The 23,791-nt window shown below is 68.8% G+C and carries 17 protein-coding genes and 1 pseudogene; 15 read left to right on the plus strand and 3 right to left on the minus strand.

The genetic code is table 11. The annotated features are described in order from the left end of the window. Positions 1–3: 3 nt before the first annotated feature. Together exaC and ACQP2E_RS04275 are read right to left on the minus strand one after the other, a co-directional pair. A complete protein-coding gene (gene exaC, locus ACQP2E_RS04270) occupies positions 4–1,527 on the minus strand; it encodes an acetaldehyde dehydrogenase ExaC (RefSeq protein ID WP_433828570.1) in 1,524 nt (507 codons plus the stop codon). Between the two features lie 31 nt (positions 1,528–1,558). Continuing rightward, the gene (locus tag ACQP2E_RS04275; RefSeq protein ID WP_433828571.1) at positions 1,559–2,815 is read right to left on the minus strand and encodes a GAF domain-containing protein; all 1,257 of its coding nucleotides are present in this window, start codon (positions 2,813–2,815) and stop codon (positions 1,559–1,561) included. A gap of 1,366 nt (positions 2,816–4,181) precedes the next feature. Between ACQP2E_RS04275 and nfi the strand changes: the two genes are divergently transcribed. The 14 genes and pseudogenes from nfi (at position 4,182) to hpf (ending at position 19,675) form a co-directional block, all read left to right on the plus strand. Then, positions 4,182–4,850, plus strand: coding sequence for a deoxyribonuclease V (gene nfi, locus ACQP2E_RS04280; protein WP_433828572.1), 669 nt, complete (start codon positions 4,182–4,184; stop codon positions 4,848–4,850). 63 nt (positions 4,851–4,913) lie between these two features. Next, complete coding sequence (locus tag ACQP2E_RS04285) at positions 4,914–6,293, plus strand: phosphomannomutase/phosphoglucomutase (RefSeq protein WP_433828573.1); 1,380 nt, start codon at positions 4,914–4,916, stop codon at positions 6,291–6,293. Positions 6,294–6,334: 41 nt separating this feature from the next. Beyond that, a pseudogene (locus tag ACQP2E_RS04290) lies at positions 6,335–6,523 on the plus strand (Trm112 family protein); the annotation flags it as partial. 92 nt (positions 6,524–6,615) lie between these two features. Further along, positions 6,616–7,827, plus strand: a complete 1,212-nt coding sequence (locus ACQP2E_RS04295; RefSeq protein WP_433833762.1) for an SIS domain-containing protein — start codon at positions 6,616–6,618, stop codon at positions 7,825–7,827. Next, a complete protein-coding gene (locus tag ACQP2E_RS04300; RefSeq protein WP_433828575.1) occupies positions 7,824–8,771 on the plus strand; it encodes a cation diffusion facilitator family transporter in 948 nt (315 codons plus the stop codon). Before ACQP2E_RS04295 ends, ACQP2E_RS04300 begins: the two co-directional genes overlap by 4 nt. A gap of 20 nt (positions 8,772–8,791) precedes the next feature. Then, complete coding sequence (gene manA / locus ACQP2E_RS04305) at positions 8,792–9,973, plus strand: mannose-6-phosphate isomerase, class I (RefSeq protein WP_433828576.1); 1,182 nt, start codon at positions 8,792–8,794, stop codon at positions 9,971–9,973. Positions 9,974–10,975: 1,002 nt separating this feature from the next. After that, positions 10,976–12,418 (plus strand): adenosylhomocysteinase, encoded by a 1,443-nt coding sequence (gene ahcY / locus ACQP2E_RS04310; protein WP_433828577.1) that lies wholly within the window; start codon positions 10,976–10,978, stop codon positions 12,416–12,418. Between the two features lie 186 nt (positions 12,419–12,604). After that, positions 12,605–13,453: a helix-turn-helix domain-containing protein gene (locus tag ACQP2E_RS04315; RefSeq protein WP_433828578.1), complete on the plus strand. Its 849-nt coding sequence runs from the start codon at positions 12,605–12,607 to the stop codon at positions 13,451–13,453. A 52-nt stretch (positions 13,454–13,505) separates the two neighbouring features. Continuing rightward, the gene (locus ACQP2E_RS04320; RefSeq protein ID WP_433828579.1) at positions 13,506–13,709 is read left to right on the plus strand and encodes a DUF397 domain-containing protein; all 204 of its coding nucleotides are present in this window, start codon (positions 13,506–13,508) and stop codon (positions 13,707–13,709) included. A gap of 155 nt (positions 13,710–13,864) precedes the next feature. Then, on the plus strand, positions 13,865–14,554 hold the full coding sequence (mtrA, locus tag ACQP2E_RS04325; RefSeq protein ID WP_014688036.1) for an MtrAB system response regulator MtrA: 690 nt from the start codon (positions 13,865–13,867) through the stop codon (positions 14,552–14,554). Positions 14,555–14,607: 53 nt separating this feature from the next. Beyond that, positions 14,608–16,233 (plus strand): MtrAB system histidine kinase MtrB, encoded by a 1,626-nt coding sequence (gene mtrB / locus ACQP2E_RS04330; protein WP_433828580.1) that lies wholly within the window; start codon positions 14,608–14,610, stop codon positions 16,231–16,233. Next, positions 16,233–18,059, plus strand: coding sequence for an LpqB family beta-propeller domain-containing protein (locus ACQP2E_RS04335; RefSeq protein WP_433828581.1), 1,827 nt, complete (start codon positions 16,233–16,235; stop codon positions 18,057–18,059). Before mtrB ends, ACQP2E_RS04335 begins: the two co-directional genes overlap by 1 nt. Position 18,060: 1 nt before the next feature. Then, entirely contained in the window at positions 18,061–18,777 is a 717-nt protein-coding gene (locus ACQP2E_RS04340; protein WP_433828582.1) for a ComF family protein, read from the plus strand. Between the two features lie 277 nt (positions 18,778–19,054). Continuing rightward, entirely contained in the window at positions 19,055–19,675 is a 621-nt protein-coding gene (gene hpf / locus ACQP2E_RS04345; RefSeq protein WP_433828583.1) for a ribosome hibernation-promoting factor, HPF/YfiA family, read from the plus strand. Here hpf and ACQP2E_RS04350 read toward each other — a convergent pair whose 3' ends face one another. Next, entirely contained in the window at positions 19,676–20,689 is a 1,014-nt protein-coding gene (locus ACQP2E_RS04350) for a GNAT family N-acetyltransferase (protein ID WP_433828584.1), read from the minus strand. A 175-nt stretch (positions 20,690–20,864) separates the two neighbouring features. Here ACQP2E_RS04350 and secA point away from each other — a divergent pair, with 175 nt between their 5' ends. After that, on the plus strand, positions 20,865–23,771 hold the full coding sequence (secA, locus tag ACQP2E_RS04355) for a preprotein translocase subunit SecA (RefSeq protein ID WP_433828585.1): 2,907 nt from the start codon (positions 20,865–20,867) through the stop codon (positions 23,769–23,771). Positions 23,772–23,791: the final 20 nt, after the last annotated feature.

Genomic DNA, 23,791 nt, shown 5'->3' on the forward strand with positions numbered 1-23,791 from the left:
GGCCTAGAAGAAGCCCATCGCCTTGGGGGAGTAACTGACCAGCAGGTTCTTCGTCTGCTGGTAGTGGTCGAGCATCATCTTGTGGTTCTCCCGGCCGATGCCGGACTGCTTGTAACCACCGAACGCGGCGTGCGCCGGGTACAGGTGGTAGCAGTTCGTCCACACCCGGCCGGCCTTGATCGCCCGCCCGGCCCGGTACGCCTGACTCCCGTCCCGGGTCCACACGCCGGCGCCGAGACCGTACAGAGTGTCGTTTGCGATCTTGATGGCGTCGTCGAAGTCGGCGAACGGCGTGACCGACACGACCGGGCCGAAGATCTCCTCCTGGAAGATCCGCATCCCGTTACGGCCCTCGAAGATCGTCGGCTGGACGTAGTAACCGCCGGCCAGGTCGCCGGACAGCTCCGCGCGAGCGCCGCCGGCCAGAACCCGAGCGCCCTCCTGCCGGCCGGTGTCGAGGTACGACAGGATCTTCTCCAGCTGGTCGTTGGAGGCCTGTGCACCGACCTGGGTGTCGGTGTCCAGCGGATTACCCTGCTTCAGGTTCTCCACCCGCTTCACGCCGGCCGCGAGGAAGTCGGAGTAGTGGCCCTGCTGGATCAGCGCGCGCGACGGGCAGGTGCAGACCTCGCCCTGGTTGAGCGCGAACATCGCGAAGCCTTCGAGCGACTTGTCCAGGAAGTCGTCGTCGGCCCGGCTGACGTCGTCGAAGAAGATGTTCGGGCTCTTGCCGCCGAGTTCCAGCGTGACCGGGATCAGGTTCTCCGAGGCGTACTGCATGATCAGGCGGCCGGTGGTGGTCTCGCCGGTGAACGCGACCTTGGCGACCCGGTTCGAGCTGGCCAGGGGCTTGCCGGCCTCCACACCGAAGCCGTTGACGATGTTCACCACGCCGGCCGGGATCAGGTCGCCGATCAGCGAGAACAGGTAGTGGATCGAGGCCGGGGTCTGCTCGGCCGGCTTGAGCACCACCGCGTTGCCGGCGGCCAGGGCGGGCGCCAGCTTCCAGACGGCCATCAGGATCGGGAAGTTCCACGGGATGATCTGGGCGACCACGCCGAGCGGCTCGTGGAAGTGGTACGCCACGGTGTCCTCGTCGATCTCGCCCGCTGTGCCCTCCTGCGCCCGGATCACCCCGGCGAAGTAGCGGAAGTGGTCGATGGCGAGGGGGATGTCGGCGGCGAGCGTCTCGCGTACCGCCTTGCCGTTCTCCCAGGCCTCGGCGACCGCGATCTTCTCGAGGTTCTGCTCCATCCGGTCGGCGATCTTGTTGAGGATGTTGGCACGCTCGGTCGGCGAGGTGCGGCCCCACGCGCCGGCCGCGCCGTGTGCGGCGTCCAGTGCCCTCTCCACGTCCTCGGCGGTGCCCCGGGCGACCTCGCAGAAGGTGCGGCCGTTCACCGGGGACGGATTCTCGAAGTATTGGCCTTTGGCCGGCGGGACGTATTCGCCACCGATGTAGTGGTCGTAGCGCGACTGGTAACTGACGATCGATCCGTCGGAACCGGGCGGGGTATAGATGGTCATAGTCTCGCCTCCTCTTCGAGGCGGACGCTAGTTACGGCGACGTTGCGCGAACGTTGCAGATCTCGTATTCGTCGGACAGCTGGGCCACCCGGCGAGCCGCGATCGGGTCGGCCGGGGCCAGCGTGGCGTACGCCTCCCACATCTCCAGGTCCTCCGCACCGAGCGGGCCACCCAGCCAGGTCTGCAGCAACCTCCGGTCGCCGGTGGCGAGCACGGCGGCACGCAGCCGGTCGTCCAGCCGCCGGCGCAGCCGGACCACGCCGGGCGCGTCCGACGCCGGAAGCAACACCCCTGGGTACGCCGAAAGAGCCTCCGCCGCCCGCCCGGCGTCCAGCAGCCGGCTCACCGTCACGAAGTCCACGTCCAGCTCGGCGCGCAGCCGGTAGGGCCGGGAGTCGAGCAGTTCCGGACCGAGGATGCGGCGCAGCCGGGACAGCTCGGCGCGGATCGTCACCGGGTTCACGTCGTCGCCGTACAGATCGATGCCCAGCTGATCGCCGGTGCGACCCTCCGGATGCAGGGTGAGCAGCACCAGCAGCTCGGAATGCCGCCGTCCGAGCCGCAACCGCTTCCCACCCACCGCGATCATCGCCTCGTCCCGGCCCAGTGCCGCGACCGCCGGGCGGTCGCTCACCGGCTTCGCCGCGCCCAGGTACGCCTCAGCGGCCAGCGCCGTGGCCCGGACCAGCGCCAGACTGTGCGGGTTGGCCAGATGGTCTCCACCGGTCACGTCGATGGCGCCGAGCAGCCGCCCGCTGACCGGATCGTGAATCGGCGCCGCCGCGCACGTCCACCGCTGGACGGGTCGGCTGTAGTGCTCGGTCGCGAAGATCTGGATGGCGTGGTCGACGGCGAGCGCGGTGCCCGGTGCGTTGGTGCCGGCGTGCGCCTCGTCCCAGCGCGCGCCGGGCACGAAGTTCATCGAAGCCGCACCACGCAGCGTGCCCGGCCGCCCCTCCACCCACAGCAGCCGCCCGGTCGCGTCACAGACCGCCAGAATGTGCTCGCCGTCCTCGGCCAGCCCACCAAGCAGGTCCCGGAAGATCGGCATGACCTGCGCCAGCGGATGCGCCGACCGATAAGCCTCGAGGTCATCGTCGGAGAGATCGATCGGAGCGGTGTTGTCAGCCCCAATCGACGCGGCCGACCTGGCCCACGAGTCAGCGACAACCGAGCGCATCCGATCCGGCCGGCGATCACCGGCCAGAAACCGCTCATGGGCACGGCCGACCTGGCGGATCCGCTCGGCCGGGTCATCTCCAGGAGTGAGCGCAAGCCACGGGTTCACCTGGTGCACCTCCAGACCCACCCATCGTGACCCCCGTCACGCCCGGAAACAACACCAAGCCCACGGCCAAGCCACCCGGCGGCTGGCCGTTCCGCCCCGCGCGGCCGTCCCGCGCCGCTATCCCGTCCCGCACCGCTATCCCGCCCTGCGCCGCCGTCCCGCCCTGCGCCGCTATCCCGTCCCGCGCCGCTATCCCGTCCCGCGCCGCTATCCCGCCCTGTGCCGCTATCCCGCCCCGCGCCGCTATCCCGCCCCGCGCCGCCGTCCCGCGCCGCTATCCCGCCCTGCGCCGCGGTCCCGCCCCGTGCCGCCAGCTGGCCCCGGCCGAGGGCGGCTCGCCTGCACCGCGCCCGTCCCGTTCGAGGGCGGCTCGCCTTGTGCCTTGCTCGTCCCGTTTCGCCCGCGGCGAAGTGCCCTGTGCTCGCCGGGAACTCGCATGCCAGTAGCGGACGAAGGCGGATTTATCCGGTTTGCTAGGCAGGCTAGGCAGGCCAGGCAGACCAGGCAGGCCTCGGCCGGCCTCCCGCCCGCGCGCCCGCCCGAGCGGGGCCCACCACCGCACCGCGCGACCGCTCGACCGGGGTTCGCCATTTGTAGACCGGTAGCGGGGGCTCGGGGCGGCGTGGCGGTTTCTCGGTGCGAGGGGCCGTTCGGAGATCTTGTGCGGTTTGGCCGGCCGATCGACCACAAGTGCACGAGTTTGCGGGACGGCCATCCGCAGCATGTCGGTTTCGGGTGATTGGCGAGTGCTGGGGTGACGCTCTGCCCCACAGCAGGTGCTTCACCGTGCCACCACAGCAGGTGCTTAACCGTGCCACCACAGCAGGTGCTTCACCGTTTCGGCGTGGTGAGCGGGATGCTTCGCCGATCTTGTGGAGTTCGGCGAACCGTTTGCGCGTAACTCCGCAAGATCGGCTGGGCCTGTTCGATCTTGCGGAGCTGTGCGGTTACGTCTGCGGGGAAGTCCACAAGATCCAACCGGCGCGGCGCCAAACGGAGCCAAGCAGGGCGGGGCGGGGCAGGGCGGGCAGGACAGGGCGGGGCAGGGCGTGGCGGGGCAGGGCAGGGCGGGGCGTGGGGTGGGGTGCCTTTGGCGGACGGCGTCACTGTCCCGGCGGGGCAGTGAATCTTGTGTCGTGGCTGGTCGCGGTGTGTATCGGGGAAACCGGGTCGGCCTGGCGGATCTGCAGGGCCACCAGTTGTTACGCGATGAGCCCGGTCGCCGGGCAGGACCGCAAATGGCGAGAATCGAGCTGCTCCTGAAGCCCGGGTGATCCTTGCGCTGTGTAGTTGGCGGCGGTTGGGCGGTGCGGTGGTGGATTGGCTTGGGGCGTGGGGGTGATTCGGGCGGTTCTATGCTTCGGCGGTGGAGTTCTGGCCGCGTACCGAAGAGGAAGCTCTTGCCGCTCAGGAGGTCTTGCGCTCCCGGGTGGTCTCCGTCCGCCTGCCGGCGTCTCCCAGGACCGTTGCCGGGCTGGACGTGGCCTACGACGGTGACCGGCTCGGTGCGGCGGTCGTGGTGCTCGATTACGCGGACCTCTCGGTACGGGACACCGCTCTGGTGATCGGGCGGCCGGCGTTTCCCTATGTTCCGGGGCTGTTCGCGTTCCGGGAGGTGCCGTCGCTGCTGGACGCGCTGGAGAAGCTGACCGTGCGGCCCGATGTGCTGATCTGTGACGGGCACGGGCTGGCGCATCCAAGGCGGTTCGGGCTTGCGGCGCATCTCGGGGTGCTGACCGATCTTCCGGCGTTCGGGGTGGGCAAGACCCGGCTCGTGGGGGAGTTCGCGCCGGTGGGTGCGGAGCGTGGTGACCGGTCGCCGCTGGTGGACGCGGGGGAGACGGTCGGGGCGGTGCTGCGGACGCGGAGCGGGGTGAAGCCGGTCTTCGTCTCGGCGGGGCACCGGATTGATCTTGATACTGCCTGTGCGATCACCCTGCGGCTGACGCCGAAGTTCCGTTTGCCGGAAACCACCCGGGTAGCTGACCGTGCTTGTCGTGATCTTCTTCAGTTAACTGAGCGGCATCGCGGTTGAAGCATTTCGGTACTGATCGCTCCGATACCCTCAGCCCAAAGGGGACTCATGGAGGAGCGAGTGGTGACCGATCTGTCGCAGATCATCAAGGCGTACGACGTCCGGGGCATCGTTCCGGACCAGCTCAACGAACCGGTGGCCCGGGCGCTGGGTATCGCGTTCGTCGAGATGTTGCGCGAGTCCGGCAGCGAGCCGGACCGGATCGTGATCGCTCACGACATGCGCGACTCCGGTCCGGGCCTGGCCGCCGCGTTCGCGCGGGGTGTCAACGCGGCAGGCGCCGGAGTGATCAATATCGGTCTCGCCTCGACCGACCAGCTCTACTACGCCTCCGGCTCGCTGAACCTTCCCGGCGCCATGTTCACCGCCAGTCACAACCCCGCTCAGTACAACGGGATCAAGCTCTGCCGGGCCGGCGCCCGCCCGGTCGGCCAGGACAGCGGTCTCGCGGTGGTCCGCCAGCGCGCCCAGAAACTGCTCGCCGACCTGAACGCGGAGGCCGAGGGCCCGGAACGGGTCGAGCAGCGTGACTCGCTCAAGGACTACGCCGCGCACCTGCGCTCATTGGTCGACCTGGCCGGCATCCGGCAGCTCAAGGTGATCGTGGACGCCGGCAACGGGATGGGCGGTTACACGGTTCCGGCGGTGCTCGGCGACCAGGTGCTGCCGGCGCTGCCGCTGGAGATCGTCCCGCTCTTCTTCGAGCTGGACGGCTCGTTCCCCAACCACGAGGCGAACCCGCTGGACCCGAAGAACCTGGTCGACCTGCAGAAAGCGGTACGCGAGCAGGGCGCCGACATCGGGCTGGCGTTCGACGGCGACGCCGACCGTTGTTTCGTGGTGGACGAGAAAGGCGACCCGGTCTCCCCGTCCGCGATCACGGCGCTTGTCGCCTCCCGTGAGCTGGCGAAGTTCCCGGGCAGCACGATCATCCACAATCTGATCACCTCGGCCGCGGTTCCGGAGATCATCACGGAGAACGGCGGCAAGCCGGTGCGCAGCCGGGTCGGCCACTCGTTCATCAAGGCCGAGATGGCCGCGACCAACGCGATCTTCGGCGGCGAGCACTCGGCGCACTACTACTTCCGTGACTTCTGGTTCGCCGACACCGGCATGCTGGCCGCGATGCACGTTCTTGCCGCGTTCGGCGGGCAGGATCTGCCGCTGAGCGAGTTCGCCGCCGAGTACGAGCGGTACGCCGCCTCCGGTGAGATCAATTCCACGGTGACCGACACGCCCGCCAAGATCGCCGAGGTGCGTGCCGCGTTCCCGCAGGCCGAGGTGGACGAGCTGGACGGTCTGACCTTCCAGGTCGGCGATGGTGCCTGGTTCAACCTGCGCGCCTCGAACACCGAGCCGCTGCTCCGGTTGAACGTGGAGGCCCACGACGCGGCGCGGATGGCCGAACTGCGAGACGAGGTGCTCGCCATCGTTCGTGGATAGGATCGCCTCGACACTCGACGTTTGCACAAAGGAGTTGAGCGGTGGCGCTCGATCAGCAGTTGCTGGAGATTCTGGCCTGCCCGGACACGCATCATTCGCCACTCGCATACGACGAGGACGCTCAGACGCTGACCTGCACCGACCAGCGCTGCGGTCTGATCTTCGAGGTGCGGGACGACATCCCGATCCTGCTGCTGGACGAAGCGCGAAAGAGCGAGGCGCGAAAGAGCGAAGCGCGAAAAAGCGAAGCGCGAAAGAACGAGGCGCACAAGCCTCAGAGCAACAACGGAACCACGACGGAGGCGTCCTGATGGTGAACCCGATGGACGGCTCCGCCGGGGTGAACGGGCACCGCGTCGCCGACGAGTCCCTGCTCGACGACGAGAAGACGATGCTGGGCAACGACCCAGGTGGCATGCTCCGGGCTACCGCGTCGGCCGGCGCCCAGGTCCGTGAGTCGGCGGCGCTCGCCGCCGAGGTCGACCTGAGCATGCTTGCCGAGGAGGGCCGGCCACGGGCCGTCGTGGTGGCCGGCATCGGCACCGCGGGCCTCACCGGCAACATCCTCGCCACCGTGGCCGGGCCACGCTGCCCGGTGCCGATCATCGGCCACCGCAGCGCCGGCGTGCCCGGCTGGGTCGGTGCCGCCGACGTGGTGATCGCGGTCTCCGCGTCCGGCCGCAGCCCGGAGGCGCTCGCCGCCGCCGAGGCCGCGTCCCGCCGCGGCGCCCGGCTGGTCGCGATCGGCAACCCCGGCTCGGAGCTGGAGGCGATGGCCGAGCGGGCCCGCGCGCCGTTCATCGGTGTTCCACGCCGTGCTCCGGCCCGCGCCACGCTCTGGGGCCTGATCCTTCCCGTGCTCTTCGCCGGCCGGGCCCTGGGCCTGGTCAAGGTCACCGAGGCGGACATCGCCGAGACCGCGACCCGGCTCGACGCGGACGCGGAGCGCTGCCGTCCGGCCGCCGACGCGTTCGTCAACCCGGCCAAGGCGCTCGCGCTCGGCCTGGCCGGCTCGGTGCCGATCGTCTGGGGCTCTTCGCCGCTGGCCACCGTCGCGGCCCGGCGCTTCGGCGACACCCTCGCCGCCAATGCGCGTTACCCGGTCATGGCCGGCGCGCTCGGCGAGGCCGGTCGTGGTCGCGTGGGCCTGCTCGACGGCGTCTTCGGCGGTCTCGCCGAGGGCACCCGGGACATCTTCGCCGACCCGGAAGAGGTCGACGAGAGCGTCACCCGGCTGCGGCTCGTGCTGCTTCGCGACGGCGGGCTGAACCCTGAGGACGACGCCGACGAGCCGGTCGCCGTCGAGGAACGCCGCGCTGACGCGATCCAGACGATTGCCGACCGGCGTGGTGTGCGCTGCGACGTGCTGACCGCCGAGGGCGGCTCGGCGCTGGAGCGGCTCGCGTCCCTGGTAGCCGTCCCCGACTTCGCATCGCTCTACCTGGCACTGGCACACGGTCTCGACCCGATGGCCGTCCCGGCGATCAGCGAGATGAAGGAACTGGCGAACTTCGTTCCGGACGGGATTTCGTGAGCGCGGAAGGCGGCACCAAAGCCATCATCGCAGCGCTCAGTGCGAACCTGGGCATCGCGGTCACCAAGTTCGGCGCGTACCTGCTCACCAGCTCGTCGTCGATGCTGGCGGAGTCGATCCACTCGGTGGCCGACTCCGGCAACCAGCTGCTGCTGCTGATCGGCGGCAAGCGGGCGAAACGCGCGGCCACCCCGGAGCACCCCTTCGGGTACGGACGTGAGCGCTACATCTACGCGTTCATCGTCTCGATTGTGCTGTTCAGCGTGGGTGGGCTGTTCGCGCTCTACGAGGCGTACCACAAGTGGCAGGACCCGCACGGGATCACCGAGTACCAGTGGGTGCCGATCGCCGTCCTGGTGGTTGCGATCGGGCTGGAGAGTTACTCGTTCCGTACCGCGATCAAGGAGTCGAACCAGACCCGCGGCACGACCTCCTGGGTTGATTACGTACGCCGGGCGAAGGCACCCGAGCTGCCGGTGGTGCTCCTGGAGGACTTCGGCGCGCTGATCGGCCTGATCCTGGCGCTGTTCGGCGTCGGGCTGACGCTGATCACCGGCGACGGCCGCTGGGACGCAGCCGGCACCGCAGCGATCGGCCTGCTGCTGGTGGGCATCGCCGGGATTCTGGCGGTCGAGACGAAAAGCCTGCTCCTGGGCGAGGGCGCCAGCCCCGAGGCGGTACGCAAGATCGAGCAGGCGGTCCTGGCCGGCGACGGCGTCGACCGGATCATCCATATGAAGACGCTGCACCTCGGTCCCGAGGAGCTGCTGGTCGCGGTGAAGATCGCCGTACCGAAGTCGGAGAGCGCCTCGGACGTGGCCCGGCACATCGACGAGACCGAGGTGCGGATCCGCGAGGCGGTTCCGATCGCGCGCGTGATCTACATCGAGCCGGACATCGATCGGGCCGGCAAAGAGCAGGCAGCGCCCCCCGCGGCCGTCTGATAGCTGCTACTTTGCCGGGTATGACCGTGTACCCGCTTCACGGAGCGATCCGGACTTACGCCTGGGGCTCCCGGACCGCGATCGCCGAGCTGCAGGGCCGCCCAGCATCCGAGGGACCGGAGGCGGAGCTGTGGCTCGGCGCGCACCCGGGTGACCCGTCGACAGTGCCCGGGCCGGACGGTCCGCTCGCGCTGAACGCACTCATCTCCGGCGACCCGGCCGGCCAGCTCGGCGCGCCGGTCGTCGAGCGGTTCGGCGATCGGTTGCCGTACCTCATGAAGGTCCTGGCCGCGGCCGGCCCGCTCTCCCTGCAGGCCCACCCCGACGCTGAGTACGCAAAGTCCGCCTTCGCCCGCCAGGAGGAGGACCCGGCCGCGCCGAAGAACTACACGGACGGCCACCACAAGCCCGAGATGCTGGTGGCGCTCACGCCGTTCGAGGCGCTCTGCGGGTTCCGCTCGCCGCAGGTCTCCGCCGAGGTGCTCGGCGAGCTGAACCTGCCGCAGCTGGCCCCGGTCGTCACCGCCCTGCGCGACGGCAACCTCGAAACCGCGGTGCGTACGCTGCTGAGCTGGCCCGAGTCCGAGCGTGACGACCTGATCAAGCAGGTCTCGTCGGCCGCCCAGCAGGTGCCGGAGGACCACGGGCACACCCCGTCGTTCGTCCTCGCCGTCGACCTGGCAGCCAACTACCCGGGCGATCCGGGCGTGCTGGTCGCGCTGCTGCTCAACCTGGTGTGGCTGCAGCCCGGCCAGGCGATCTGGATGCCGGCCGGCAACCTCCACGCGTACCTGGGTGGCCTGGGTGTCGAGCTGATGGCCTCCAGTGACAACGTGCTGCGCGGCGGCCTCACCCCGAAACGCGTCGACGTCGACGAGCTGCTGCGGGTCCTGCGCTTCGAGGTCCTGGACGATCCGCTGCTGCACCCCACCGAGCTCGCGCCCGGCGTCACGTCGTGGAAGGTCCCGGTGCCGGACTTCGAGCTCTACCGCGTGACCCTCACCGAGGACCGCCCGCCGGCCCAGCTGCCGGGTAGCGGCCCGCGGGTCATTCTGGGCGCGTCAGGCGACATCCACGTGGGCGAGGGGCACGGCACACCGGTCGAGGTGCGGCCCGGCGAGGCCGCTTACGCCCCGGCGAGCGCCGGGCCGCTCACCGCGGCCGGCGTGGGCGTCCTCTTCGTCGCCTCGGTTCCTGCTTGATTCCTGGGTACGCCCAATCGCCCGCGGTAAGCAGCCGTGATCCCCGATCGTGGGGCTCACGGCTGCTTCCGTCTGTTGTGCGTGTCGAGTTGGGGTGCGTATTGAGTGCGTATTGAGCCCGAAGTCAACACGCGTCGTGGTGTGCGCCGATCTCTTCTAGATCTTGTGAGCTTGTGTCGGGTGGCCGGCTGGTCGACCACGGGTGCACGAGTTTGCGGGGCGGTCATGCGTGGCGTGTCGGTTTCACGGGTCCGGCGTGGTGCACGCGGTGTTCTGCTGGTTCGGCGTGGTGCACGCGGTGTTCTGCTGATTCGGCGTGCTGCACGCGGTGCTGGTGCTTCGCCGATCTTGTGGAGTTCGGCGAACCGTTTGCGTGTAACTCCGCAAGATCGGCTGGGCGCGTTCGATCTTGTGGAGTTGTGTGGACACGTTTGCGGGGAAGTCCACAAGATCCACGCCGAGCCGAGCCGGGCCGAGCCACGCCGAGCCGAGCCGGGCCGAGCCACGCCGAGCCGGGCCACGCCGAGCCGAGCCGAGCCGAGCCGAGCCGAGCCACGCCGGGCCACGCCGGGCCACGCCGGGCCGCGCCGGGCCGCGCCGGGCCGCGCCGAGCCGGGCCGCGCCGGGCCGCGCCGGGCCGCGCCGGGCTGAGGCTTGGGCTTTCTGCGGTGGGCGGTCGCTCGCTCGTCGAGAGGCGGCTTTCGTCCGGATTTTGGGGAAATAGCTTGACATAGTGGTTGCGGAGTGTGAATCTAGAAACACGCAGCGTCATTGGTGATCGGGGGGTCCCACGGACGCGCGCGGTACCAAACCGGGGGGATGAACGGGGCGATGGGCTTAGGCCTGTCGCCCCGTTCGCTATGTCCAGCCCTGAAAGCGGCGGTAAGGGCACGCGCCGGCGGCGCGGCAGCCAGGATGAGTGGCAAGGGGCTTGCGCAGGGTCGTCACGGGCGGCGTGGCTGCGGTTGGGACGCCCTTAGGTCGTACCAAAAAGGGGTTTTGATGTTGGCTGAGGGTGATTTCAAGGTCGCGGACCTCTCGCTCGCCGCGTTCGGGCGTAAGGAGATCGATCTGGCGGAGCACGAGATGCCGGGTTTGATGGCGCTGCGTGCGGAGTTCGGGCCGAGTCAGCCGCTGCGGGGTGCGCGGATCACCGGGTCGCTGCACATGACGATCCAGACCGCGGTGCTGATCGAGACGCTTACCGCGCTCGGTGCGCAGGTGCGGTGGGCGTCGTGCAACATCTTCTCGACGCAGGATCACGCGGCCGCGGCGATCGTGGTGGGCCGGGAGGGTACGCCGGAGAAGCCGCAGGGTGTGCCGGTCTACGCGTGGAAGGGCGAGACGCTCGAGGAGTACTGGTGGTGCACCGAGCAGGTGCTGCTCTGGCCGGACGGCGAGGCGCCCAACATGATCCTCGACGACGGTGGCGACGCGACGCTGCTGGTGCACAAGGGTGCCGAGTTCGAGAAGGCCGGCGTGGCGCCGCCGCCGGAGAGCGCGTCCTCGGAGGAGTACGCGGTGATCCTGGGCCTGCTCGCCCGCAGCCTGAAAGAGGACGGCAAGCGCTGGACCAGGGTGGCGGCGGGGATCAAGGGTGTCACCGAGGAGACCACCACCGGGGTGCACCGGCTCTACGAGATGCAGCTGCACGGCACGCTGCTCTTCCCGGCGATCAACGTGAACGACTCGGTGACCAAGTCGAAGTTCGACAACAAGTACGGCTGCCGGCACTCCCTGATCGACGGCATCAACCGGGCAACCGACGTGCTGATCGGCGGCAAGGTGGCGGTCGTGTTCGGGTACGGCGACGTGGGCAAGGGCTGCGCCGAGTCACTGCGCGGGCAGGGCGCCCGGGTGATCGTGACCGAGGTCGACCCGATCTGCGCGCTGCAGGCCGCGATGGACGGCTATCAGGTGGCTCGCATCGAGGACGTCGTGAGTTATGGGGACATCTTCATCACCGCGACCGGCTGCTTCGACGTGATCACCCATGAGCACATGGCCCAGATGAAGCACCAGGCCATCGTCGGAAATATCGGTCATTTTGATAATGAGATTGATATGGCGGGCCTGGCTCGCCGTGATGATGTGACACGGGTGACGATCAAGCCGCAGGTCGACGAGTGGCGGTTCGCCGACGGGCACTCGATCATCGTGCTCTCCGAAGGGCGGCTGCTGAACCTCGGCAACGCTACCGGGCACCCCTCGTTCGTCATGAGCAACAGCTTCTCGAACCAGACGATCGCTCAGATCGAGCTTTTCACGAAGACCGAGGAGTACCCCGTGGGGGTGTATGTGCTCCCGAAACAATTGGACGAAAAAGTCGCCCGATTGCACCTCGACGCTCTCGGAGTGAGGCTCACCGAGCTCTCCAAGGAACAGGCCGCGTACCTCGGTATCGCGGTCGGCGGACCATTCAAGCCGGACCATTACCGCTACTAGACAGCTGTCTAGACATGCCGGAGCCCCCGCTCGCCCGCCGAGCGGGGGCTCGTTGTCTCCCCGGGGGTTGCCGCCACCGGAGGTCGGCTGTCTCCCACCATTACTTCACGCAGGCGATGGCACTGCAAGCGCAATGCATCCTTTGCAAGTTGCAACGGCTCATCGATACGCCGATATGGTGGCTCCGTGGCTCGGCCGACATCGACAGCACGCCGGGAGCTCGGGGGTGAACTGCGCCGGCTCCGCGGTGAACGCCGTGCGGTCGACGTGGCGACCGCGCTGGGTTGGTCGGAGTCAAAACTGAGCCGGATCGAGACGGCGCACACCGGCATCACCGAGGCCGACCTCGATCGGCTACTCACCCTGTACGGCGTCGCCGTCGAGGACCGCGGGCGGCTGCGTGACCTTGCCCGCCGCGGACGGGCGCGAGCCTGGTGGACGCCGTACCGGTCGTCGGTGCCGGATCCGTACGACGAGTACCTCGCCCTGGAGGGCGAGGCGGTGCTGATCACCGAGTGGGAGGCCCAGGTGGTGCCGGGCCTGCTGCAGACCGACGAGTACGCGCGAGCGGTGATCGAGACCGGCGCGGACATCGACGACATGGACATCATCGCCCGGCGTCTCGCGCTGCGGATGCGCCGTCAGGAGGTGCTGGCCCGGGACCCTCCGCCCAGCCTGCGGATCGTCATCGACGAGGGTGTTCTGCTGCGCGAGGTGGGCGGCCGGGAGGTGCAGCAGCGCCAGCTCAGCCGGCTCTACGAGGCGAGCAGCCGTCCCGAGGTGGAGATCCAGATCCTCCCCTTCGAGGCCGGCGCGCACGCCGGTCTCGTCGAGTCTTTTCTGGTCATGGAGTTCGCGCCGGGCACCCGTAACCCGGTGGTGCACATCGAGGGACTGACGGGCGGCCTCTTCCGGGTGAAGCCCGAGGAGATCGATGTCTATCAAGACGCATTCGATGACCTGCAGGAACGCGCATTGTCGCTAGAAGAGAGCCGAACGGCCATCGCTGAGACGAGGGATCGACTGGCTCGGTGAGCCCTCGCCGTGGGGTCCAATGGAGAAGGTTATTCCACGGAAGGAGATGATCATGCAGAACGCCACGCTCACCTGGCGTAAGAGCAGCCGTAGTGGCGCTGCTGGGCATTGCGTCGAGGTCGCCAACGTTCCGGCCGCAGTGCTGGTCCGTGACTCGAAGGACGTCACGGGTCCGGTGCTCACTTTCGGCGCGGGCGACTGGACCGGCTTCATTGCCGGAGTCCGGGCCGGAGAGTTCGACTTGCCCGGCATCTGATCGCAGATCGTGTGCCACGACGGGCGGTCCCAGGTCAGGGACCGCCCGTTTTCTACGCCTCCGTGCGGGGCTGCCGGAAAAGATCGGCCGTTCTCGGGGCAAGATCGACCCCCGGGTAGCGCGGACATCGGCAGGACAGTGCAATATTGGACCGCATGAGAGCCCGGGTACTGGTCGTCGACGACGACCCAGCGTTGGCCGAGATGCTCGGCATCGTCCTGCGCAGCGAAGGATTCCTGCCTTCCTTCGTGGCGGACGGTGAACGTGCCCTGGCGGCCTTCCGGGAGAACCGTCCCGACATCGTCCTGCTGGACCTGATGCTTCCCGGCATGAGCGGCATCGACGTGGCACGTGCCATCCGAGCCGAGTCGGGCATCCCGATCGTCATGCTCACGGCCAAGAGCGACACCGTCGACGTGGTGCTGGGCCTGGAGTCCGGCGCCGACGACTACGTGGTCAAGCCGTTCAAGCCCAAGGAGTTGGTGGCCCGGATGCGGGCCCGGCTGCGCCGGGGCGAGGACGCCGCGCCGGAGATGCTCACCATCGGCCCGCCCGGGAACCAGATCACCATCGACGTCCCGGCGCACACCGTGTCGCGCGACGGCGAGGAGGTGAAGCTGACCCCGCTGGAGTTCGACCTGCTGGTCGCGCTCGCCCGCAAGCCGCGCCAGGTCTTCACCCGCGAGGTGCTGCTCGAGCAGGTCTGGGGTTACCGGCACGCGGCCGACACCCGTCTGGTCAACGTGCACGTCCAGCGACTGCGGGCGAAAATAGAGCCGGACCCCGAGCGTCCGGAGATCATCCTCACGGTCCGCGGCGTCGGCTACAAGGCGGGGACCGGCTAGGCCGTCCGAGCGGTTAATGTTGCCGCGAGATGCGTGCTCCTTCCTGGCTCCCCATGCCCGTGCGCCGTGCCCTGCGAGTGGTGCGGCGCTACTGGCGCGTGGTCGCCCGGCACGGCAAGCAGTACACGGCGCCGGCCCGGCGGGCCTGGCGCCGTTCGCTGCACCTGCGGGTGGTCACGCTCACCCTGGTCGGCTCCAGCCTGCTGGTCGGCACGTTCGGCTGGTTCATCGCCGCGCAGAGCGCCAACATCCTGCTCAGCCGCACCCAGGACGAGATCTCCTCGTCGATGAGCGGCAAGGTGGCGTACGCGTACAGCCAGCTCACCGTGCACCCGCAGGCACGTGACCCGGAGCTGGCGAACACGATCAACGACACCGTCAACGAGCTCTTCGACGGTGATCAGGCCGAGGACGGCGGCTCGGTCATCTCGATCCGGGCCGAGCACTACCAGGACCTGCCGGCGGTCACCCTGCCGGATGTGGACACCCGTCAGCTGATCACTCCGGACATGATCCGGGCGGTCGCCGAGCAGGGTCAGGTGGCCCAGCAGATCCGGACCGCGGACCTCAGCGGTGGCACCACGAAATACCTGGTCTACGGCTCCCCGGTGCCGACCAAATTCGGTCATCTCGAGCTTTACTACATGGTCCCGCTGACCACCGAGGACCGGGCCGCCAACCAGATACGGACGACCGTGCTGGTCACCGGCATCGCGCTGGTGATCCTGCTCGGGGTGGTGGCCGGCCTGGTCACCCGCATGGTGGTGACCCCGGTCCGGGTGGCCGCGCGGACCGCGCAGCGGCTCTCGGCGGGCCTGCTCGACCAGCGGATGAAGGTTGACGGCGAGGACGACCTGGCGCTGCTCGCCGCGGCGTTCAACCAGATGGCGGCGAACCTGCAGCGGCAGATCGTCCGGCTGGAGGAGATGTCCCGCCTCCAGCGCCGGTTCACCTCGGACGTCTCTCACGAACTTCGGACACCCCTCACTACGGTACGCATGGCCGCTGACCTGATCTTCTCGGAGCGCGAGGACTTCGATCCCGCCGTGGCCCGCAGCGCCGAGTTGCTCCAGGCCGAGCTGGACCGGTTCGAGGGCCTGCTCACCGACCTGCTGGAGATCAGCCGGTTCGACGCCGGTTTCGCCGCGCTGGACGCCGAGCACACCGACCTGGTCCCGATCGTGCGACGGGTCACCGAGCGGCTCACCGGCCTGGCCGAGCGGGCCGGCGTCGAGGTGGATCTGCGCCTACCGGACACCCCGGTGATCGCCGAGGTGGACCCGCGCCGGGTCGAGCGGGTGCTGCGCAACCTGGTCGGCAACGCGATCGAGCACGCCGAGGCCAAGCCGGTCGTGGTGACCATGACGACCGACGAGGCCGCCGTCGCGGTGACCGTGCGCGATTACGGGATCGGGCTGAAACCGGGGGAGGAGCGCCTGGTCTTCAACCGGTTCTGGCGTGCCGATCCGTCCCGTGCCCGGCAGACCGGCGGCACCGGGCTGGGCCTGTCGATCAGCGTCGAGGACGCCCGCCTGCACGGTGGCTGGCTAGAGGCGTGGGGCTCGCCGGGCGAGGGCTCCCAGTTCCGGCTGACCCTGCCGGTGCGCGCCGGTGACCGGCTGGTGGCGGCGCCGCTGCCGCTCATTCCCCGTGATCGTCCCGCGGAGGTCACCAGCTGATGCGCCGTTCACTTCCCTGTCTCGTGGTGGCCTCCCTGCTGGTGCTGAGTGGCTGCGGCATCCCGGACGAGTCCGGGATCACCGTGGTCGGCCCCGGCCCGTCGACCGGTATCACCTCGGGCAGCAACGCCACGCCGGACCAGGCCACCCGGACGACGACAAGCGACCGGACCGAGTTCGTCGACAACTACCTGGCCGCGGCGGCCGGTGATTACGACGGCGCGATCGACCGGGTCAAGGAGTTCATGTCGCCGCGGGCGGGCACCGACTTCAAGCCGGTGACCATCCCGCGGGTGATCCGGCTGGTCGGTAATCCGCTGGTCTCGCCCGGCGACCCCGAGGTCGTCATCACGTACGACCTGGTCGGGACGCTCGGCAAGAACGGCCTGCTGGAGCCGCCGAAAGAGCCGGTCCGGGGCAAGTACGAGATCACCCTGGGCACCGCCGAGGACGGCGTCTCGCTGTACGTGCTGGAAGCGCCGCCGTTCCTGCTGATCACCGACACCGCGCTGGCGAGCCGGTACACGCAGCGGACCATCTACTTCTGGAACACCGAGCACACCGGCCTGATCCCGGACGTCCGCTACATGCTGCGCGACGTGCCGATCGAGCAGGTGCCGACCACGGTGATCGGCTGGCTCATCGAGGGCCCGGCGCCGTGGCTCAAGAGCGCCGTGGAGTTCCTGCCGGATGGCACCGCGCTGCTCGGCAAGGTGCCCGCGATCGCCAACCAGACACTGTCGATCAACCTGAGCGCGCAGGCGGTGCCGACCGACGGCGCCCCGGAAGCGCTGGACCGGCTCCGCCGGCAGCTCCAGTGGTCGTTGCGGACGCTCCTGCCGGACAACCTGGCCCTCAAGATCGGCCACCAGGAAACCAAGAACTACTACGGCACCGGTTACGAGACCAGCAACGCCGCCGCCCGGCTGCAGCGTCTACCGGAACGGTTCGCGGTGTACGGCGGGAAGATCGTCCGGCTGTCCGAGTCGCCGCGCGCGGTCGAGGCGATCCCGGCCGTCCCGCCGCAGGCGAACAAGGACGTCCGGACTGCGGCGCTGAGCAATACGGCGACGGACACCTACGCCGCCCTGGTCACCGGATCGGGCGGCAGCGAGGCGCTGCGAGTCGGCGTCACGGTGAACAGCAGCGGTCAGGACGCCACCCTGCGCGAGGTGAGCGGCCTGCCGTCCGGCCTCGGATACCCGGTCTGGGCGATGACGAGCAACGACCGCCCGGGGTCCTCGATCGGGATGATCATCGGCAACGGCGGGCTCTACAGCTTCCGTGCCGAGGGCGGCGCGGCCCGGCAGGTCCAGGTGTCCGGCGTGATCGGCAAGATCACCGCGATCACCGTGGCGCCGGACGGGCACCGGGTGGCGATCGTGGCGGGCGGCCGGCTCTACCGTGCGGTTCTCGCGGTCAGCGGCGACGGCGTGTCGCTCAGCGAGCCGGAGTTGCTGCGTCCCCCGCTGAACCCGGTCACCGCTGCCGACTTCAGCGGCGAGGGCTGGCTCACCGTCGCCGGCACCCGCGGTGGTGACGGCCGGGTCAGCGTGATGGACGTGACGATCGACGGCGCGCTCCAGGATCCCCGGCTGGCGGACCTCGGCGACGACACGGTGAACTACGTGACGGCGTACCCGGCCAATCCGACAAATCCGGTCAGCAACGAGCTGGGCAACGCCGACTACGTGTCGTACACGACCGCGGACGCGGCGTGGGACGCGCTCTCCACCCCGGTTCGGATCGACGCGGCCGACCTGGCCCAGCCACCCGGCGATCAGCCGGAGAACACCGTGCCGGCCGCACCCTTCTTCCTCAACTGAGATGTTCTCTCTTCTCGGCGATCTGACCGACCTGGTTCTGCCGGGCGCCTGCGCCGGCTGCGAGGCCGAACGAGTGCGGCTTCGGTACGGGACCTGCGCGGCCTGCGTGGCCGACCTGGAAGCCCTGGTGGCGCATCCGGCGGCTCCCACGCCGCCACCACCGGGTTTTCCGGCGTGCGCGGCTGTCGGGCCCTATGCGGGGGCTTTGCGGGGCGCTCTTCTCGCGTACAAGGAAAGGGGCCGGCATCGGCTCGCCCGGCCTCTCGGCATGCTCCTGGCCGGCGCGGTCGCGGCGGTTGCGCCGCGCGACCGCCCGGTGGTCCTCGTTCCGGTCCCGTCCACGGCTGCCGCCCGCAGGCAGCGGCACGGTGACCACATGGCCCGGATGACCGGTCACGCGGTACGGAGGCTGAGGGCGGCCGGGTGGACGGCCGGGATGGTCCAGCCGTTGCGAGCGCTGCCCCGACCTGACTCCACGTCACTGGACGCTGCCGGACGGCACGCGGCAGCTGTCAGTTCCCTGCGAATCAATCCTCGTATCAGCGTTCCCCGGCGTCGCGACCGGATGAGGGGGACCCTTGTGGTGACGGACGACATCGTCACCACCGGTGCCACTCTGGCGGCGGTGGTTCGCCGGCTCGAGGAGGCGGACATGCAGGTCACGGGTGCTGCGGTGCTGGCAGCGACGCAACTGCGCAAAATCACTACCGGTGTTTGACTCCCATGCCGTCCCGGGTTGCCGATGAAGGCGAATGTCAGCCATCGGTTATCCCAAACGAGTGGTGACGGACAGGCAGCGGCAGGTTAGCGTCTAGGTGACGAGGGTCAGCGGAATCGTTACCCGCCACCGGAGCGCTTGTGGGCCAGTTCCCCGCACCGGAAAGGAGTCGCCCCACCCACGTAAGCCGCGTCGGTGGCAAGTCACGCGGCGTCTTCTTCATGCAGGATGCGCCGTGGTTCGGCGCCCGCAAGCACAACGTTGGGGGAGGTCACGAGTGGACATTGTCGTCAAGGGCCGCAACGTAGAGGTTCCCGATCATTACCGAGAGCATGTCGCCGAGAAGCTGAGCAAGGTCGAGCGTTACGACCCGAAGTTGATGAGAGTTGACGTCGAGCTCTTCCACGAGCGCAATCCGCGGCAGGCCGATACCTGCCAGCGAGTCGAGATCACCGTCATGACGCGAGGCCCGGTGGTCCGAGCCGAGGCACAGGCACAAGACTTTTACGCAGCTCTGGACTGCGCCATCAACAAACTCGACGGCCGGCTGAGGCGTTCCGCCGACCGCCGCCGAGTCCACCGAGGCCGGCACGCGCCGGTTTCCGTCGCCGCGGCCACCGCCAACCTCCCCACCGACGTTCACCCCGGCCGGACCGGCACCCTGGTCGCGGAGCCGGAGGTCGACACCGAGCTGAGCGAGCACGACGCGGACCAGCCATGGCGCATCGTCCGGGAGAAAGAGCATCCGGCTGAGCCGATGACCGTCGACGACGCGCTGTTCCAGATGGAGCTCGTCGGCCACGACTTCTACCTGTTCCAGGACAAGGACAGCGGCCGGCCCAGCGTCGTCTACCGCCGTCGCGGCTACGACTACGGCATTCTCAGCCTGGGCATGTGATCAATCGCCGCTGGAGGCCTGTGCGAGCAGGTCTCCAGCGAGAAGGACGTACTGCACGTCGTCGATGCGGGTGCCGTCCGGCCCGGGCAGGCGCGACTTGAGGTACGCCTCCCGCCGGAAACCCGCTTTCTCCAGTACCCGCTGCGATCCGGTGTTGTCCGGGGCCGCCCCGGCGATCAGCCGCACGATGTCGGTCTCGGCGAACGCCCAGAGGGCGACGAGCTTGGCGGCACGGGTCGTCAGGCCACGTCCGCGATAACCGGGCAGCATGCTGTACCCGATCATCGCCTGCTGGGTCGGCGGCTCCTGGTAATAGAGGTCGATCTCGCCGACCGGCGCGCCGGTGGCCTCGTCCAGGATCACCAGATCGGCGCGCGTGCCGGACAGCCACTGCGCGTCCGACCGGGAGCACCGCCGGAGCACCTCCGCAGGCGTCGGCGGCACCGGTGGAACGCTGGTGTTCACCACTTCCGGCAAATTGTGCAGCTCGGTGTAAAAAGCGACATCCTGTACACCGAGCGGGCGCAGCTTCACCACGCCGTCGCTGAGTTCTCCGCCGGGCAGATCGGGCAGCAGGCGCGGGGTGGGCTCCGCCGGATCGCCGGCCAGCCGGGACCAGACCTGCCGCTCGCTGCCGGGCTCACGGCGTACGCCCTCCCGGGTGTAGCCGGCCGCCATCGCCACCCGCTGTGCCACCGGGTTGTCCCAGCCGATCAGCAGTTCCAGGCGGCCTCCGGTGTGGTGTTCGCCGAGAACGCGCAGGGCCGCCGTCGCGACGCCGCGGCGCCGAGCGCCGGGCGCTACCCAGAAGGTGAGCTCGGGTGTGACGGTGATGACACCGAGGAATTCGCCGTTCAAGCCCTCGATCACCAGCTTCTCCTGCTCCTCGGCCTCGCCGGCAACGCGGTTCGTGCCCAGGAAGCGCTGGAACGCCGGGTCTGTCTCGCCCTCGGTCACCGCCGGGGCGTCGTCCGGCCGGAGCTCACGCAGCAGCACCCTGATCTTTTGATCCACTGGGTCATCCTCGCCGTGACGCGCCCGGGACGCCAAACTGGTTTGAAATGACGCTGTCAGCGAACTTACTGACACCTTTCGCCCTGTTTGCCAGTTTCACTGGAGGCTCGGGTCACAGGTCCCGAGCGAAGGTGCCTACGATGGTTCGGCAGACTGTCTAGGGGAGCGCTGACCCGTGTCGATATTGGAAAAGATTCTTCGCGCCGGCGAAGGCCGCATGGTGCGACGGCTCAAAGCGATCGCGGACGCGGTCAACTCGATCGAGGACGACTATGTCGACCTCACCGACGACGAGCTGCGCGAGTGCACCCAGCAGTTCAAGGAGCGTTATGAGGAGGGCGAGTCACTGGACTCGCTGCTCCCCGAGGCCTTCGCGGTCGCTCGTGAGGGTGCCAAGCGGGTGCTCGGCCAGCGGGCGTACGACGTCCAGCTGATGGGTGGCGCCGCGCTGCACTTCGGCAACATCCCGGAGATGAAGACCGGTGAGGGCAAGACCCTGACCGGTGTGTTCCCCGCCTACCTCAACGCGTTGAGCGGCAAGGGCGTGCACATCATCACGGTGAACGACTACCTCGCTCAGCGTGACGCCGAGTGGGTCGGCCGGGTGCACGTCTTCCTCGGCCTGACCGTCGGCGTGATCCTGCCGAACCGGCCGTCCGTCGAGCACCGCGCGGCGTACCAGTGCGACATCACGTACGGGACGAACAACGAGTTCGGCTTCGACTACCTGCGCGACAACATGGCGTGGTCGAAAGCTGAGCTGGTGCAGCGCGGGCACAACTTCGCGATCGTCGACGAGGTGGACTCGATCCTCATCGACGAGGCGCGTACCCCGCTGATCATCTCCGGCCCGGCCGAGCACTCCGCCCGGTGGTACGGCGAGTTCTCCCAGATCGTCAACCGGCTCAAGGCCGGCAAGGACGGCGAGGGCGACTACGAGGTCGACGTGGCCAAGCGCACCGTCGCGATCACCGAGCGTGGTGTCGCGAAGGTCGAGGACCGCCTCGGCATCGACAATCTGTACGAGTCGGTGAACACCCCTCTGGTCGGTTACCTGAACAACGCCATCAAGGCCAAGGAGCTCTACAAGCGCGACAAGGACTACATCGTCAGCCCTGAGGACGAGGTCCTGATCGTCGACGAGTTCACCGGCCGCATCCTGCACGGCCGGCGGTACAACGAGGGCATGCACCAGGCCATCGAGGCGAAAGAGGGGGTGGAGGTCAAGCAGGAGAACCAGACCCTGGCGACCATCACCCTGCAGAACTACTTCCGCCTGTACGAGAAGCTCGGCGGCATGACCGGTACGGCTCAGACCGAGGCCGGCGAGTTCAACAGCGTCTACAAGGTCGGCGTCGTGAGCATCCCGACGCACCGTCCGATGGTCCGCATCGACCACCCGGACGTGATCTACAAGACCGAGAAGGCGAAGTTCGAAGCGGTCATCGAGGACATCGCCGAGCGCCACGTCACCGGCCAGCCGGTGCTTGTCGGCACGGTCTCGGTGGAGAACTCCGAGATCCTGTCGACGCTGCTGCGCCGCCGGGGCATCCCGCACAGCGTGCTGAACGCGAAGTTCCACGCGCAGGAAGCCACGATCATCGCGCAGGCCGGCCGCAAGGGCGGCGTCACCGTCGCCACCAACATGGCCGGCCGTGGCACCGACATCCTGCTCGGTGGCAACCCGGACTTCCTCGCCGCCCAGGAGCTCACCCAGCGCGGGCTCGACCCGGTGGAGAACCCCGAGGAGTACGCGAAAGCGCTCGAAGAGGTGCTCCCGACCGTCAAGCAGGCGTGCGAGACGGAGCAGTCCGAGGTTCAGGCCGCGGGCGGGCTCTACGTGCTCGGCACCGAGCGGCACGACTCCCGCCGCATCGACAACCAGCTGCGTGGTCGTTCCGGCCGTCAGGGCGACCCGGGTGAGTCCCGGTTCTACCTGTCGCTGCAGGACGACCTGATGAAGCGGTTCCGGGCCGGTGCGGTCGAAGCGGTGATGGAGCGCTTCAACATCCCGGACGACGTGCCGATCGAGTCCAAGATGGTGACCCGCCAGATCCGCGGCGCGCAGACCCAGATCGAGGGTCAGAACGCCGAGATCCGGAAAAACGTCCTCAAGTACGACGAGGTGCTCAACAAGCAGCGCCAGGTCGTTTACGCCGAGCGCCGCCGGGTGCTCGACGGCGAGGACATGCACGACCAGGTCACGCATATGATCGACGACGTGATCGCGGACATCGTCTCGGCGGCCACCGCCGACGGTTTCGCCGAGGACTGGGACCTCGACCAGCTCTTCACCGACTTGAAGCGGCTCTACCCGATGACCATCACCATCGAGGACATCGTCGAGGAGTCCGGCGGCGAGCGGAACACGGTCGACCAGGAGTTCCTCGCCGAGCAGCTGAAGCAGGACGCCCAGGCGGCGTACCGGGCTCGTGAGGAAGAGCTGGGCGAAGAGGGTCTGCGCGAGCTGGAGCGTCAGGTGCTGCTCGCGGTCATCGACCGCAAGTGGCGTGAGCACCTCTACGAGATGGACTATCTCCAGGAGGGCATCAGCCTGCGGGCCTACGCGCAGCGCGACCCGGTGGTCGAGTACCAGCGCGAGGGCTTCGACATGTTCAACCAGATGATGGAGGGCATCAAGGAGGAAGCCGTCGGCTTCGTCTTCAACCTCGAAGCTCAGGTCGAGGAACAGCCCACCATCACGGTCGACCCGTCCCAGGCGTTCGAGCTGCCCAAGGTCGGCGGCGACGAGCCCGAGGGCGGCGACGAGCCGGAGCGGGTCGAGGTGCGCGCCAAGGGCCTCGGCGGACCCGGTCGCCAGCAGAACCTCCAGTACACGGCTCCGGCGATCGACGGCGAGGCCGGCACCGGTCGCCCGGTGATCCAGCAGCAGCCGCAGGGCCAGGTCAACATCGGCCCCGGCGGCACGCCGGTCCCGGCGAACCCGGCGCACACCGGTGCCCGGACCGCGGCGAACCGGGTGGCCGGCCAGGAGTCGAACGGCCCGTCGCGTAATGCGCCGTGTTACTGCGGCTCGGGCAAGAAGTACAAGCGCTGCCACGGCGCGCCCGGCACCGCCTGACAGTTTCGTTCGAAACGGCC

The organism is Actinoplanes sp. CA-015351 (genome assembly GCF_050955685.1).
GTDB lineage: Bacteria > Actinomycetota > Actinomycetes > Mycobacteriales > Micromonosporaceae > Actinoplanes.

Excerpts from the sequence above, each read along its gene's own strand:
- mtrB (WP_433828580.1), top strand. The coding sequence starts at position 14,608 with ATGCCCGTGCGCCGTGCCCTGCGAGTGGTGCGGCGCTACTGGCGCGTG.
- ACQP2E_RS04295 (WP_433833762.1), top strand. The coding sequence starts at position 6,616 with ATGGACGGCTCCGCCGGGGTGAACGGGCACCGCGTCGCCGACGAGTCC.
- mtrA (WP_014688036.1), top strand. The coding sequence starts at position 13,865 with ATGAGAGCCCGGGTACTGGTCGTCGACGACGACCCAGCGTTGGCCGAG.
- ACQP2E_RS04340 (WP_433828582.1), top strand. The coding sequence starts at position 18,061 with ATGTTCTCTCTTCTCGGCGATCTGACCGACCTGGTTCTGCCGGGCGCC.
- exaC (WP_433828570.1), bottom strand. The coding sequence starts at position 1,527 with ATGACCATCTATACCCCGCCCGGTTCCGACGGATCGATCGTCAGTTAC.
- ACQP2E_RS04320 (WP_433828579.1), top strand. The coding sequence starts at position 13,506 with ATGCAGAACGCCACGCTCACCTGGCGTAAGAGCAGCCGTAGTGGCGCT.
- ahcY (WP_433828577.1), top strand. The coding sequence starts at position 10,976 with ATGTTGGCTGAGGGTGATTTCAAGGTCGCGGACCTCTCGCTCGCCGCG.
- ACQP2E_RS04335 (WP_433828581.1), top strand. The coding sequence starts at position 16,233 with ATGCGCCGTTCACTTCCCTGTCTCGTGGTGGCCTCCCTGCTGGTGCTG.
- manA (WP_433828576.1), top strand. The coding sequence starts at position 8,792 with ATGACCGTGTACCCGCTTCACGGAGCGATCCGGACTTACGCCTGGGGC.